Annotated in this window: 14 protein-coding genes and 1 pseudogene; 5 read left to right on the top strand and 10 right to left on the bottom strand. The window is 75.0% G+C overall.

From position 1 onward, the window contains the following. Nucleotides 1–23 precede the first annotated feature (23 nt). Nucleotides 24–854, bottom strand: a complete 831-nt coding sequence (locus B124_RS07820) for a hypothetical protein (protein ID WP_496501939.1) — start codon at nucleotides 852–854, stop codon at nucleotides 24–26. A gap of 99 nt (nucleotides 855–953) precedes the next feature. Beyond that, the gene (locus B124_RS07825) at nucleotides 954–1,238 is read right to left on the bottom strand and encodes a helix-turn-helix domain-containing protein (RefSeq protein WP_496501940.1); all 285 of its coding nucleotides are present in this window, start codon (nucleotides 1,236–1,238) and stop codon (nucleotides 954–956) included. Nucleotides 1,239–1,290: 52 nt separating this feature from the next. On the opposite strand from B124_RS07825, the gene map reads away from it, so the two are divergent. After that, a complete protein-coding gene (gene map, locus B124_RS07830; RefSeq protein ID WP_496501941.1) occupies nucleotides 1,291–2,058 on the top strand; it encodes a type I methionyl aminopeptidase in 768 nt (255 codons plus the stop codon). 66 nt (nucleotides 2,059–2,124) lie between these two features. Here the strand turns inward: map and B124_RS07835 are convergent, their stop codons facing one another. Beyond that, nucleotides 2,125–2,583, bottom strand: coding sequence for a type II toxin-antitoxin system PemK/MazF family toxin (locus B124_RS07835; protein WP_496501942.1), 459 nt, complete (start codon nucleotides 2,581–2,583; stop codon nucleotides 2,125–2,127). A gap of 169 nt (nucleotides 2,584–2,752) precedes the next feature. Here B124_RS07835 and B124_RS07840 point away from each other — a divergent pair, with 169 nt between their 5' ends. Then, on the top strand, nucleotides 2,753–3,073 hold the full coding sequence (locus tag B124_RS07840; RefSeq protein WP_496501943.1) for a hypothetical protein: 321 nt from the start codon (nucleotides 2,753–2,755) through the stop codon (nucleotides 3,071–3,073). A gap of 76 nt (nucleotides 3,074–3,149) precedes the next feature. Next, the gene (locus B124_RS07845; RefSeq protein ID WP_496501944.1) at nucleotides 3,150–3,449 is read left to right on the top strand and encodes a DUF6343 family protein; all 300 of its coding nucleotides are present in this window, start codon (nucleotides 3,150–3,152) and stop codon (nucleotides 3,447–3,449) included. A gap of 106 nt (nucleotides 3,450–3,555) precedes the next feature. Here the strand turns inward: B124_RS07845 and B124_RS07850 are convergent, their stop codons facing one another. Further along, nucleotides 3,556–4,197, bottom strand: a complete 642-nt coding sequence (locus B124_RS07850; protein WP_496501945.1) for a nucleoside/nucleotide kinase family protein — start codon at nucleotides 4,195–4,197, stop codon at nucleotides 3,556–3,558. Between the two features lie 420 nt (nucleotides 4,198–4,617). On the opposite strand from B124_RS07850, the gene B124_RS07855 reads away from it, so the two are divergent. Continuing rightward, entirely contained in the window at nucleotides 4,618–6,387 is a 1,770-nt protein-coding gene (locus B124_RS07855; protein ID WP_496501946.1) for a hypothetical protein, read from the top strand. A 289-nt stretch (nucleotides 6,388–6,676) separates the two neighbouring features. On the opposite strand, the gene B124_RS07860 is transcribed toward B124_RS07855, so the two are convergent. From B124_RS07860 to B124_RS07880, 5 genes and pseudogenes are all read right to left on the bottom strand, one after another. Then, nucleotides 6,677–7,543: a sugar phosphate isomerase/epimerase family protein gene (locus B124_RS07860; RefSeq protein ID WP_496501947.1), complete on the bottom strand. Its 867-nt coding sequence runs from the start codon at nucleotides 7,541–7,543 to the stop codon at nucleotides 6,677–6,679. A gap of 279 nt (nucleotides 7,544–7,822) precedes the next feature. Further along, nucleotides 7,823–7,951: pseudogene (locus tag B124_RS07865) on the bottom strand (nitroreductase family protein); the annotation flags it as partial. Nucleotides 7,952–7,973: 22 nt separating this feature from the next. Next, nucleotides 7,974–8,339, bottom strand: coding sequence for a tetratricopeptide repeat protein (locus B124_RS07870; RefSeq protein ID WP_027771297.1), 366 nt, complete (start codon nucleotides 8,337–8,339; stop codon nucleotides 7,974–7,976). Between the two features lie 110 nt (nucleotides 8,340–8,449). Next, complete coding sequence (coaE, locus tag B124_RS07875) at nucleotides 8,450–9,070, bottom strand: dephospho-CoA kinase (protein ID WP_496501948.1); 621 nt, start codon at nucleotides 9,068–9,070, stop codon at nucleotides 8,450–8,452. 38 nt (nucleotides 9,071–9,108) lie between these two features. After that, nucleotides 9,109–10,029, bottom strand: a complete 921-nt coding sequence (locus B124_RS07880) for a PAC2 family protein (RefSeq protein ID WP_496501949.1) — start codon at nucleotides 10,027–10,029, stop codon at nucleotides 9,109–9,111. Nucleotides 10,030–10,342: 313 nt separating this feature from the next. Here B124_RS07880 and B124_RS07885 point away from each other — a divergent pair, with 313 nt between their 5' ends. Then, a complete protein-coding gene (locus tag B124_RS07885) occupies nucleotides 10,343–11,578 on the top strand; it encodes a type 1 periplasmic-binding domain-containing protein (RefSeq protein WP_496501950.1) in 1,236 nt (411 codons plus the stop codon). 91 nt (nucleotides 11,579–11,669) lie between these two features. On the opposite strand, the gene B124_RS07890 is transcribed toward B124_RS07885, so the two are convergent. Beyond that, nucleotides 11,670–13,943 carry an MMPL family transporter gene (locus B124_RS07890; protein WP_496501951.1) on the bottom strand — a complete coding sequence of 758 codons (2,274 nt, stop codon included), beginning with the start codon at nucleotides 13,941–13,943 and terminating at the stop codon, nucleotides 11,670–11,672. Between the last annotated feature and the right edge of the window lie 88 nt (nucleotides 13,944–14,031).

A 14,031-nucleotide genomic window follows, 5' to 3' on the forward strand; every position in this document is an offset into this window, starting at 1 on the left:
GGTGGCGCCCGGGAGCGTGCCTCTCACCAGACGCGCCTGCGGCGCGGGCGCGCGCGCAGCCGGCCCGGGTCCGGGCCGTGGGGGGCCGCGGCGAGGGCGTCGCGGACGGCGGCGGTGAAGGCCTCCGGTTCGCGGAACAACTGACGCGGTGTGGTGTGGACGAGGTGCAGGCCCAGGGATTCGAGGGCGTTGTGGTGCTCGACGGTGCCGTCGTCGGTGCGGAACGGCGGCTCGGTGAGGTGCAGGAGGACGCCGGTGCGGGGCCAGTGGGCGTGCGGGGTGGTGAGCCAGTAGCCGTCGAGGTGCAGCGGGATGTGCCAGAGCGGAGGCCGCAGGCCGGAGGAGCGCAGCAGGGTGCGGGCGCGGATCTCGGCGGGTGGGCGGGCGGCGGGGCCGAGGGCGGCGAGTACGGCGGCGACGTCGGGGCGGGTGTGCAGGCCGGCGGCGCGGAGCGCGGCGGCGGCGGCGGGCGGGGTGGCGCGGGCGTCGAGCAGTTCGCGCAGCAGGGCGGCCGTCCGGTCGTGGTCGAGCACGTCGCGCAGTGCGTCGGTGGCGGCGCGGACCGGCGGGGCGGCGGGGAGGCCGGGTGGCAGGCGGACGGGCGGGGGCAGGCGGCGCAGGGCGTGGTGGATGCGGATCCCGGGCGGCGGGGTCAGGCGGCGGCGGGGCGGTACGAGCACGTCGACCACGCGCACGTCCGCGGCGTCGGGCACGCCGTGGAACCCGTACAAGGCCAGCGCCGCCACCCCCGTCAGCAGCGCCTCCCCGCGGCCGGCGCCCCGTTCCAGGGCCGCGCGGTAGCGCCTCTCCCAGCCGTCGTCGGGGGTTTTCCGGGTGCCGTTCGCGTATGTCATGGGTGCGCCATGCCCGCCGCCGTGCCCCGCTACAGCGCTGCGGCGGCCGACTCACCGGGTCGAGTGGCGGCCGGGGGTACGGGAGTTGACCCGTACCCGCTACGCGGCGTGGACGGCGCGGTCCGCGGCGGCTTCCGGCTCGGGTGCGGTGCAGGTCTCGGCCAGCGTGTCGAGGGAGACGCCCAGGGCGGTGGCCAGGGCGGCGACCGTGAAGAAGGCCGGGGTGGGGGCGCGGCCGGTCTCGATCTTGCGGAGGGTCTCGGCGGAGATGCCGGCGGCGGCGGCGACATCGGTCATGCTGCGCTCGCCCCGCGCGGCGCGCAGCAGCGCGCCGAAGCGCTCGCCGCGGCGGCGCTCCTCGGGGGTCAGTGGAGTACGAACCATGAGCGTGATACTAATACCGGTATAGTAATTGGGAGGCAGGGAGAGTCACCTCATGGTCGAGATCAAGAACGACGCCGCGCTGGACGCCATGCGGGAGGCCGGCCGCATCGTCGCCCAGGCCCTCACCGCCGCGCGGGACGCGGCTGGCATCGGCGTCAGCCTGCAGGAACTGGACGAAGCCGCGCGGGAGGTGCTGGACAAGGCGGGAGCCGGCTCGCCGTTCCTCGGCTACCGGCCGTCGTTCGCCGCCACGCCCTTCCCCGCGGTCCTCTGCACCTCCGTCAACGACGCGATCGTGCACGGCATCCCCACCTCCTACCGGCTGCGCGACGGCGACCTCGTGTCCCTGGACTGCGGCGCGGAGCTGGACGGCTGGACGGGCGACGCGGCGATCAGCTTCACCGTGGGCACGCCGCGGCCCGAGGACACCGCGCTGATCGCCGCCACGCAGCGCGCGATCGACGCCGGGATCGCCGCCGCGGTCGCGGGCGGGCGGCTGGGCGACATCTCGTCCGCCGTGGGGCGCGTGGCCGCGGAGGCGGGCTGCGGGATGCCGGCGGACTTCGGCGGGCACGGCATCGGGCGGCGGATGCACGAGGACCCGCACGTGCCCAACCGCGGGCGCGCGGGGCGGGGTTACCCGCTGCGGCACGGGCTGACTCTGGCGATCGAGCCGATGCTGCTGTCGGGCGGCTCGGACGACTACGGGGTCGACGGCGACGGGTGGACGCTGCGTACGACGGACGGCAGCAGGGCGGCGCACATCGAGCACACGATCGCGGTGACGAAGGACGGACCGCGGGTGCTGACGGCCCTGTAGGGGCTGGGACGGCTACGTCGTCCGGGTCGTCCGGGGCGTCCGGGGCGTCTGGGCTGCGGGGCGGGGTCAGCGCCAGCCGTAGCGCAGGCGCAGCCGGTGCTCGACGAGGTGGAACCGCTGGCGGTCCAGCGAGCACGCCTCGCGGCGCATGCCGTCGTCGTGGACGCGCAGCACGCGGTCCAGGTCGACCCACGACTCGCGGCCCGCGCGGTCCCAGGGGCCGGCGCCGATGCGCACCCAGTCGTGGTCGTCGTCGCGGCGCCTGCTGGACAGTTGGACGGCGAGGACCGTGCCCGCCGGCTCGCGGGCGACGACGAGGACCGGGCGGTCCTTGCCGCGGCCGTCGTTCTCCTCGTACGGGACCCAGGTCCAGACGATCTCGCCGGGGTCCGGGTCGCCGTCGGGGTCGGGCGCGTACGAGGTGCGGACGGCGCCGGCGGCGCGCGGGTCTATCTCGGTGGTGGCGGACGGGCCGTGCTGGCCGGGCAGGCTCACATGGCCGTTCTCATCGGTCGGCGTGGTCACGCCAGGCACCGTAGCAACCGCGGGCGGGAGGCGGTGCGGTGGCCGCCCGGGGTCTGCGCGAGGACGGCGCAGCGGGGCGTCTGCGGCAGGGTGCCATATGCCGGGGGAAAAGGGGCGCTGAGGGCGGGCGGGGCGGGCGGTGTCAGTGGGGGGTTGTAGCTTCCAGGGCATGGACTACCACGACGTTGTCGACGAGCTCGAATCAGCGGAGCAGGAGCTCGGCCTGGCCGCGTGCGACGTGGACGAGACCGAGGGTGCCGGGCTGGACCTGGCGAGCATGGCCGCTGAGCTGGCGGAGCGTACGGAACCGACGGGCGCGGGCCGGCCCGGCGCGCCGGCGGAGGCGCGGGACGGGGCAGACGGGACGGAAGCGGCGGTGCGGTCCGCCCGCAGGGCCGACGGGCTCGCGGACGCCCAGCGCGCGGAGGGACTGCCGGAAGCCCAGTGGCCGCAGGACCGGCAGATATCCCTGGCGCGCTGCGTGCGGTAGGCGGCCGTACGCGCAGTGTGCCTGGTTGGACCTCCGCCCCGGACAGCCGGATGCTGGAAGGCGGGAGGTGCTTCGTATGTGGCTGATCCGCTCCGGCGACGAGCCCGTGCACGCCCGCTCGCCGCTGCGCATGCGCTTCTGGCTGGCCCTGTGGGGGACGCTGTGGATGATCGCGGCCACGGTGTTCTTCATCGTCGTCGACCAGCCGGTCTGGGCCGCGGTCACCGCGGCTCTCGCCGCGATCACGGTTGTCGACATGGTGGTGGTGGTCCGGCACATCAGACAGGGTCCGCATTTCCAGCCGGGCCGGGACGTGCCGCCGTACGAGCCGGTACGCGAGGACGAGGAACCCGAGAAGCCGAAGCGGCTGCCCTGACGCGCGGGCCTGCGCTGGCGGAGGAGAGCCCGCTTGGTTGCCGGAGCGAGCCGCCGGGTCCTTCTGAGCCGCGGCAGCGGGCCGGTCGTGGTCCCGGGTACGTCTCTTACGGCCGCTCGGGGCGCCAGGCCGGGCGGCGCGGGTCGTCGAGGCGTACGAGCACGTCGGCGACCGCTTCCGGGTCGGCTTCGTCCTCGTAGCGGGCGAAGGCGGGCAGCGTCCAGCGGTCTTGTGGCGGAGTGCGCCGGGCGAGTGCGGATGGGGAGAGACGGAGGTGAACGGCCAGGTCGAAGGGGAACCAGCGGCCGAGCAGCAGCGGCCCGTGCAGCAGCACGACGGCGCCGGGCGGGAGTTGGGTGTACGGGCTGCGCGTGGCGCGGTCGGTGACGGGGTCCCAGAGGTCGGGCAGGACGCGGCCGTCGCCGCCGGGCTCCAGCGGGCCGAAGACCTCGCGCCAGAGGGCGCCCGTGTCGAGCCAGGTGTCGTAGTACGCGTCGGGGTCCTCGCGCCCGAACTCGTAGCGCAGGGAGGCGGGCCGGAGGAACCCGTGGGCGGCGAGGACGAGGGCCTCGCGCCCACGCAGCCGCAGGGCGTCGCCGACCCGGGCGGCGAGCAGCCCCGGCTCCGCCGCGGGAGCGCCGTCCACGGCGACGCGCAGCCACGGGCTGCCGTCGGCCGCCTTCGTCCCGGCGACGCGCTCGGCCAGCGCCTCGGTAAGCCGTTCCCAGGAGATCGCCTGCAACCGCACGGCTCCATGATGCCGCGCGGCCGGAGGGGATGCCGGGGCGGGACGGCGCCCGTGACGGCCCTGACCCGCAGGGACTGCGCCCGGACGGTGCGCCCTCGCGGCCGTTCGGCGTGAGCCCGGGAGGCTCGGCGTGCGCCCGGGATGCCCGGCGTGAGCCCGGGATGCCCGGCGTGAGCCTGGGATGCCCGGCGTGAGCCCGGAGGCGTCCCGGGTGCCGCGGGCGGCTGCGCCGCCGGAAGCACCGTCGGCGGCGCCGGCGCCCCCGACGGTCTCCGTCGCGGCGCCCGCCCCCTCCGTACCCCTCGGGGTCGGCCAGGGGTCCGGCGGGTGCCCAACCGGGCGGTCCACGGAGGTGGTTGAGTACGGGCTGCGGATGTGAGTGCGCATACCGCGGTCGATGCCGAAGGCGAGGGGGAACCCGTGGGACCCGACGAGCTGAGCCCGCCCGAGCGGCGGCTGTGGGATGCCTTTCCCACCGCCGAGCGCATCGACCTGCGCGCCGGCGACCCCGCCGTGGACGACCCGGTCGGGGGCGCCGGCTGGGGCCCGGAGCGCGTGGTGCGCGCCGAGGTCGTCGCCGCGCTGCTGCTCGGCGCGCGCGAGGCCGAGTCCGGGCACACCGCCGCGGTGCAGCTCACCGGCGCCCGGATCACGGGTCGGCTGGCGCTCGACCATGCGGATATACAGCACCATCTGCGGCTCACGGACTGCTCGTTCGAAGAGTCCGTCGACCTGTACGGCGCGCGTACCCGTCAGCTCAGCTTCAACGGCTCACACCTGCCGGGCATGCTCGCCTCCCACCTCTGGGCCGAGGGGAGCCTCCGCCTGACCGCCTGCACGACCAGCGGGAAGATCCGGCTCGTCGCCACCCGTATCGCCGGCGCCCTCATCCTCAACGGCGCCCGGCTCCACGGCCCCGAAGGGGAGGCGCTCAACGCCACTCGCCTGCAGGTCGACAACGACATCCTCATGGGCGACGGCTTCTCCGCCCGGGGCACGGTCGTGCTGCGCACCGCCCGCGTCGGCGGCAGCCTCGACCTGCGCGGCGCCCGGCTCGACGCCGCCACCGGAGAAGCCGCGCTCGACGCCGCCCGCGTACAGATCGACGGCGACTTCTCCGCGTACCGGCTGTCCGCCACCGGCCGGCTCGGGCTCCGGAACGCCTCGGTGGCCGGCACGGCGTTCCTGCGCGCCGCCGCACTCGACAACCCCGCCGGGCGCACCCTGGACGCCCCCGGCGCCCACGTCGGCTCCGACGTCGTGCTCGACAACGGCTTCCGCTCGCACGGTCAGATACGGCTCGCGGACGCGACCGTCGGCGGCCGACTGGTGATGAACCGCGCAGACCTGCGTGCGGAGGCGGACGACGTCTCATTCGACGCGTACGGGATCCAGATAGGCGCCGACGCCGTGCTGACCGGTCTGACCGCCACCGGCCTGGTCCGGATGTCCGGCGCCCACGTCACCGGCCGCATCGAGGCAGGCGGCAGCCGCATCGGCGGACACGGCCCCGGCGCCACCGCGCTCAGCCTGCGCCGCACCACCGCCCGCGAGGCCGACTTGCGCACCACCCGCTTCGACGGCGCCCTCGACCTGCGCTACTCGGCCATCGGCGTACTGCACGACGCGCCCACCGCCTGGCCGGCCCTGCTCCGCCTCGACGGCGCAGTGTACGAACAGCTCCGCTACCCGCTCTCCGCCGCCGAGCGCCTGCCCTGGCTGAACCGGGGCGAGGCCGCGTACGTCCCGCAGCCGTACGAGCAGCTCGCCGCGGTGTACCGCCGCCTCGGGCACGAGGACGACGCCCGCCGCGTCCTGCTCGCCAAACAGCGCGCCCGCCGCGCCCAACTGCCCTGGTACGCCCGCGCCTGGGGCGGCGTCCAGGACGTCCTCGTCGGCTACGGCTACCGCCCCGAGCGCGCCGTCGTCTGGCTGGCCGGGCTGCTGGCGCTGGGCTCGCTGCTCTTCCACGCCGACCGGCCGCAGCGGGTGGAGCCCGACAAGCGCATCGAGTTCAACCCGTTCGTCTACACCCTCGACACCCTGCTGCCGGTCGTCGACTTCGGCCAGGGCAACGCGTTCGCGCCCGACGACGGCTCGCAGTGGGTGGCGTATCTGCTCGCCGCCGCCGGGTGGATCCTCGCCACCGCCGTGGCCGCCGGCGCCGCCCGGGCGCTGAACCGGCCGTAGCGGGGCGGTTCCTGCCGGGGCCGGTCGTGCCGGGCCCGGTGCCCGGCCCGCCCCCGCCGGGATGCGGCCCGAGCGGCAGCGGCCGTCGGCGAGGGCCCGAAGAGCCCGCCGAGAAGGCCGCTGCCGCCGCGCCGGGACCCGCGACACCCGCCCGGGTGCGGGCCCGCCCGGTGCGTCTCCCGCCCGGGTACGCACCGGAGACACCGGAAGCACTGGAAGCACCGTCAGCGCCACAAGCACCCGGTACGCCGCCCGCGTCGCGGCGGCGCCGCAGGGCCGGCCGCGCGTCTCAGTAGCGCAGCGCCGCGAGGTACTCGTAGCTGTTGCGCGCCGTCGCGAACGGGTCCGCCGGGTTGTCGTGCTCGACGAGCCACTGCATGACCCCGCCGCTCTTCGCCCCCTGGAACATCCCCGGGAAGTCCAGCACGCCGGAGCCGACGTCGGCGAAGTCGCCGTTCTCCGCCATGTCCTTGACGTGCAGCGCGGGGAAGCGGCCCGGGTACCGGCGGAAGTACGTGAGCGGGTCGGCGCCGCCGCGCGTTGCCCAGTACACGTCGAACTCGAAGGCGACCAGCTGGGGGTCGGTCTCGTTGACGAGGATGTCGAAGAGCACCTCACCGTCGACCGTGGCGTGGTCGCTGCCGTGGTTGTGGAAGAGCACCTGCTGCAGGCCGGCGTCCCGGCAGGCGCGGCCCGCCTCGTTCAGGACCCGCGCGGCCTCGCGGAAGCCGTCCGGCGTGTGCATGGCGCCGGGCAGGCTGGGGACGACGACCCACTTGCCGCCCAGGGTGTGGACGTCCTCGATCGCCTGCGGCAGCCCGCTGCCGGAGACGATGCTGTACGCGACGTGCTCCAGCACGGCCTCCAGGCCGGCGTCGTCGATCATGTCGCGGATCTGCTGGGCGGTGTGGCCGTGCCGCCCGCTGACGCCGACGGTGGCGTAGCCGATGTCGGACAACTGCCCCAGCGTGCCGGCGAAGTCCGTGGCCAGGGGCCCGCGCATGGTGTAGAGGTGCATACCGAGGCCCCCCGGCGGAATACGCCGGTCGCCGCAGCGGCCCGCCGTGCCGGCCGCCGCAGCGGACCCGGCCGTGCCGCCGAGGGCGGCGGCGGTGCCGGCGCCGAGCGCCGCGGTGAGCAGCGCGCGCCGTCCCATCCCGCTGTTCGCCGGCCTCCGGGACCCTCTGGCTCCGTCGGCTCCCTGGTCCCTCTCGTGCCTGCCGTTCATGCGCACAACCGCCTCTCCCGCGTCTGACGAGTCCGCCCAGAAAGCGCTTACTGGCATGCGCGCATCAGCGTAAGCGGCCTGCGTCACGCGGTCAACGGTTCGGCATCCACGGCAACTTCTGCGGCACACAGAGTCCAACCAGGCGCACGAAAGCGCAGCCCAGCGCACGCCGCATCCCGCGCGCGCCCCAAACAGCGCGCCGACGCCTCAGAGCCGGACCAGCACGTCGTCCAGGTCCTTGCGCCGGATGTCGGGCACCCGCGCCCCGTGGGCCGGATAGCCGACCGGGATCACGTACGCCACCCGCTCCTCCGGCGGTCGCTCGCACACCTCGCTGTGCCGCGCCGCCGCCGCTCCTCTACTCCTCGAAGCCCGCCGCGTCCACGAAGTCCGGCCGCGGGTCGAGCGCCGCCGCCAGCCGGAAGTGCCGCCGCACCTCGTCCGGGTCGCCCCCGGCCCGCTCCAGCGTGCGGGCCAGCGCGAAGTGCGCGTAGGCGTTGTCCGGTTCCCGGTCGATGACCGTGCGGAAGTCGGCCTCCGCCGCGCGGAGACGGGCGCTCATGAAGTACGCGCGGGCGCGCAGCAGCCGCGGCGAGACCTTCTCGGGATGGGCCTCGACCAGCGGGTCGAGCAGTTGGACCGCGCCGCGCGGATCGCGGGCGGCGAGCAACTGCTCGGCCGCCCGGTAGTCGACGACGTCGGTCTCCGGGCTGCGCTCGGCCACGGCGGACTCCCTCCTCGTCTTCCCCGTCTTGCGTATGGCGTCTTGCCTTGTGCGTTCCGTCTTCTGTTTCCCCGGGGCAACCGGGAGGCACCTCGCCTCCCAATACGGGATCATGCCCCGCTGTTCCGCCCCCTGATCCCCTTGCGTGCCACCAGTTCCTCCCAGACCTTCCGTACCCGCTCCGCCAGCTCCTCCGGCGTCCCGTCGTTGTCCACGACGATGTCGGCGATCGCCAGCCGCTGTTCGCGCGTGGCCTGCGCCGCCATCCGGGCGCGCGCCTCGTGCTCCGTCATGCCGCGCAGCCGCACCAGCCGGTCGAGCTGGGTGGCGGGCGCGGCGTCGACGACTACGACGACGTCGTACAGCCCGGCAAGGTTGTTCTCGGCCAGCAGCGGCACGTCGTGCACGACGATCGCGTCCGCGCCCGCCGCCTCCTGCAACGCGGCGGAGCGGGCCCGGACCAGGGGGTGGACGATCGCGTTGAGGGCCTGGCGCCGCCCGGCGTCGGCGAAGACGATGCCGCCGAGCTTCGCCCGGTCCAGGCTGCCGTCCGCGGCGAGCACCTCCGCCCCGAACTCCGCGACGACCGCGGCCAGCCCCTCGGTGCCCGGCGCCACCACCTCGCGGGCGATCGTGTCCGAGTCGACGAGCACCGCTCCGTACGAGGCCAGCAACTGCGCCACCGCACTCTTGCCGGCGCCGATCCCGCCGGTCAGTCCCACCGTCAGCATGGGTCCAGCGTAGGCCGCGTACGCGCGCGCTCCGCCCGTCAGTCCCCTTCCTCGCGCTCCGCGAGGAACTGCTCGAAGGCGTTGCCCAGCTCGTCCGCGGAGGGCAGCTCCGCGGGCTCGGCCATCAGGTTCTCCCGGTCGTCGCCGCCGGCCAGCGCGTCGTACTGGTGCTCAAGCCCGCGGACCATGCCGACCAGTTCCTCGTCGCCCTCGTCGACCTGGCGCTCGATCTCGTTCTGCACCTTCAGCGCCTCGGAGCGCAGCGCGTGCGCCACGCCCGGCAGGACGAGGCCCGTCGCGGAGGTGATCGCCTCCAGGACCGTCAGCGCCGCGTCCGGGTACGGGGTGCGGGCCAGGTAGTGCGGCACGTGCGCGGCGACGCCGAGGACGTCGTGCCCGGCCTCGCCGAGCCGGAACTCCAGCAGCGCGTCGGCGCTGCCGGGGACCTGGGCCTCGTCGAAGACGCTGCGGTGGCCCGGCACCAGGTCGGTGCGGTTGCCGTGCGGCGTGAGGCCCACCGGGCGGGTGTGCGGCACGCCCATGGGGACGCCGTGGAAGTTGACGGCCAGGCGCACGTTCAGCCGCTCCACGATCTCGCGGACGGCCTCGGCGAAGCGCTCCCACTCCACGTCCGGCTCCGGGCCCGACAGCAGCAGGAACGGGCTGGCGGTCGCGTCGCGCACGAGGTGCAGTTCGAGGTGGGGGACATCGTACGCGGCCCAGTGGTCGCGGCGGAACGTCATGAGGGGCCGGCGCGCGCGGTAGTCCACGAGCCGGTCGTGGTCGAAACGGGCGACGACCTCGTGCGGCAGGTCGTCGAGCAGCCGCTCGCTGATCTGGGTGCCGGTCTCGCCGGCGTCGATGAAGCCTTCGAGGTGGTAGAGCAGGGTCAGCCCCGCCGAGTCGTGCTCCAGCACCGCGTCGACGGCCGCGAGCCCGCTGGGGTCCCATTCGTACATGCTCATGAGCGTGTAACGCCCCGCGTGCCCGCGGTGATTCCCGGTGACGCGGACGGATTCTGCCCACGGCCGCCACGGCCACCCGTACACCAGGTCAGCGCGGCTGCCCGCCGTCGGAACCCGCCGCGGAAAGCGGCCGGATCAACTGGCTGGATCATGCCGTACGGCGGCGGAACCTCGCCGCGGCGGATAGCGTCCTTCTCGGCGGAAGGAGGGGGTCGTCGTGCCTGAGGAGGGGCCGGGAGGAGAAGTCCCGGACGGGCGCGGCGGGTTGCGGGAGCCGCTGCGGCCCCGCCGAGGGGGACGGCGCCAGGTGTCGCGCTCCCTCACGCTCGCCGCCATCGGTGCCAGCGTCCTCGTGATCGCGAGCATCGTCGTGTCCGCCTGGCCGGGCGGCACCGGACTGAGACGGGCGGGGGATCCGTCGCCCGACGCCACCACGGCCGCCGCGTTCACCGGCGTGTACCGCATCGGCGCCCTCGGGGACGCCGGCACGGGCCGCGGCCGGGACGCCGTCCTTGCCGGGAGCGTGGCCCGGGCGCTCGCCGACCACGGCGGCGGCGCCGGCGGCAGCGGCGGCGTGGCGACACCCCCGCTGGGCGTCGCGGACCTCACCGCCCACAAGGAGTCCACCGAGCCCCAGAACGGCCGGCTGATAGCCCACTGGCTGGAGCTGGAACCGGGCCTGACCGGAGTCGTCGGCGGCGACCCCGCCCTCAACCTGCCGGAGAGCGGCCTGACGTCCTTCCGCCTCCCCGTCGTACGCGCCTGCCGCCACGACGGGGCCGGCCAGAGCCCCGAGCCGCGCTACGCCGACACGGGCGAGCTGCGCTCCTCCGCCTCCACCGCCGACATGGGCGTCGTCATGGCCCGCTACCTCGCCGCCGCACCCGGGGTCCGCAAGGTCTACGTCCGCGGCGACACCGCCGCCGGCCCCACCCGGGCGCTGGTCGACCGGCTGCTCGCGGACGGCGTCGAGGTGCACGCCGACGACGCGGGGCAGCCCGCCGACGGCATCGACAGGTTCCAGCCGGACGCGGTGTTCCTTCAGGGCGGGGCGCAGAGCCTGGACACGTGGCTGGAGCAGGTGGAGGACAGCGGCTTCGACGGCGTGAAGGCCATGTGGGACCCGACCGCGCCGACGTGCACCGGCCGCAACGCTGCCGCCGACGGGGACTTCTCCGTACCGGACGGCTGGCTGACCGTCCGCGGCCACTACGACGTCCGCCTGGACCCCGACGCAGACCGCCGCGCCGCCGTCCGCCAGGCCCTCGGCGACGACCTGGCCACCCGCCCGTACGCCGTCGAGACCTACGACGCGGCCCGCGCCATGCTCTCCGCCTGGGACACCGTCTCGGCGGCCGAGCGCAACAGCAACGAGCCGGACATGGCGCGCGCGGCGCTGGCCGAGGCGCTGCCGACGGTGCCGGTACGGGGGACGCTGGGCGGCTGGTGGACGCAGTTGTCGCAGGCCGAGGCGCATCCGGTGGTGTGGCTCGACCGCCGGGAGGGCGGCCGGTGGCACCAGGAGGCGCAGCAGCGCCGCTGAGGGCGTACGGCCGCCACCCCGCGCCTGCGGTACGAACAAATGTGCGGTCCGCCCCCGCGGGCGGACCGCACGCTCGCCGGCAGCCGGTGGCCTACGGGACCCCGGCCCCCTGCTGCTCGGACCACTCCGGCCCGTCGTGCCCCACGGCCCTCTCAGCCCTCTCAGCCCCCACAGACCCGTCGGGCCCCTCGGGACGCTCCAGCGCCACCTTCGGCAGCATCCTGGCCAGCGGAGCCGGCAGCCACCAGGCGTACCGGCCGAGCAACTGCATCACCGCAGGCACCACCAGGCAGCGGATGAGCAGGGCGTCCAGCAGGATCGCCGTCGCAAGTCCCAGGCCGAACTGCTGGAGCATCCGGTCCGGGCTGAGGATGAACGCCGCGAACACCACGATCATGATCAGCGCCGCGGCCGTGATCACCTGCCCGGTGACGGCGAGCCCCTCGCGCACCGCGTGCGAGGCGTTCTTCGTACGCTCCCACTCCTCGTGCATCCGGGAGACGAGGAAGACCTCGTAGTCCATGGAGAGCCCGAAGACGATCGCGAAGATCATCACGGGGATGAACGCCTCGATGGGCCCCTGCTGCACGCCGAACCAGCCCTCCTGGAACACCAGCGTGATCACGCCGAGCGCGGCCCCGATGGACAGCAGGTTCAGCACCGCCGCCTTGAGGGGGATCCACAGGGAGCGGAACACCATCATCAGCAGCAGCGTCGACAGCCCGACGACGAGGGCGACGAACAGCGGCATCCGGTCGGCGACCTTGTCGGAGAAGTCCTGGGCGGCGGCGGTGGCGCCGCCCACCAGGTACTCCGTGCCCGTCTCCGCCTCCAGCGACGGCAGCACGTCGTCGCGCAGGTCGTGCACGAGGTCCGCGGTCTGGGCGTCCTGCGGCGCCGAGGCGGGGAAGACCATGACGGTGGCGGCCTCGCCGTCCCCGGACGGCAGCGGCGGGGTGGTCGCGGCGACGCCGTCGACCTGCTCGATCCTGGCCTGCGCCTGCTCCCCCGCCTCGGCCGCACCGGTGCCGCCGCCGCCCTGCGCGACGACGAAGAGCGGACCGTTGAAGCCGGGGCCGAAGCCCTCGGCGAGCAGGTCGTACGCCTTCCTGCTGGTGGTGGAGGTCTGGTCGTTGCCGGCGTCGGCGAAGCCGAGCCGGATGCCGAGCGCGGGCGCCGACAGGGCCAGCAGGGCGACCAGGGCGGCGACCAGCGCGGGCAGCGGACGGCGCTGCACGGCAGCCGCCAGGGCGCGCCAGCGGCGGCCCTCGGTCCTGCCCTTGGCCGCCGCCTTCTCGGCGTGCGCCCGCACATTTCGCTGGATGCGCCGGCCGAGCACGGCGAGCAGCGCGGGCAGCAGCACCAGCGACGCGGCCATGGTGACCAGGACGGTCAGCGCCACCGCGAGGGCCACGCCCTGCAGCGCGCCGAGGCCGAGGGCGACCAGGCCGAGGAGGGCGATGATGACCGTGCAGCCGGCGAAGAAGACGGTGCGCCCGGCGACGTCGAGCGCGATCCGCGCGGCGCTGTCCCGGTCGGCGCCGCGGACCAGCTCGTGCCGGTACCGGTAGAAGATGAGCAGCGCGTAGTCGACGCCGACGCCGAGGCCGACGAGCATCATGACCGGCGGCGTGAAGTCGGCGACGGAGAAGACGTGCCCGGCCAGCGTGATCAGGCCGATCGCGGTGCCGACCGCGAACAGCGCGGTGACCAGCGGCACGGCGGCGGCCACCAGCGAGCCGAAGAGCAGCACGAGGATGATCAGCGCGGCGAACACGCCCGCGCCCTCGGCGGGGCCGCCGCCCGCCTCCTCGGCGCCGCGGACGGCGTCGCCGCCCAACTCGACCTGCAGCGCGTCGCTCCCGGCCGCCTGCGCGGTGTCGATGATCCTCTTGACGTCCGCCTTCGGTACGAGGTCCGCCTTGTCGTCCAGGGTGACGGTGGCGTACGCGATGTCGCCGTTCCCGGAGACCGCCGCCTGGCCGTCGGCGTACGGGCTGCGCACGTCCACGACGCTCGGCAGCCCGCGCACCTGCTCCAGCATGCGCTCGACGTCCCGCTCGGTGCCCGCCGCGGCCATCCCGCGCTCGCTCCTGAACACGATCTCCACGCTGTCGCCCGCCTGCGCGGAACCGTGCCGCTCCAGCAGGTCGGTGGCGGCCTGGGAGTCGGTGCCGGGCAGGGCGAAGTCGTTGCGCCAGTTGCCTCCGACGGCCTGGGAGGCGCCGGTCACACCGAGGAGGACGACGACCCAGAGCAGGATCGAGAGCCGGCGGCGCCGGCCCGACCAGCCGGCGACACGCGCGAAGAGACCGGGGCGTGCGCCGGTGGCTGCGGAGGGCGGATCAGTGCTGTGTGCGGACATGCCGCCAGCGTGCCGGGCCGCCCGGGGTGCCCACATCGGCCCGGTGAAGGCAACTGCTCTACCCCACCGGTTGCGGCCCCGCCCGCCC

Source organism: Streptomyces sp. CNP082 (assembly GCF_059570535.1).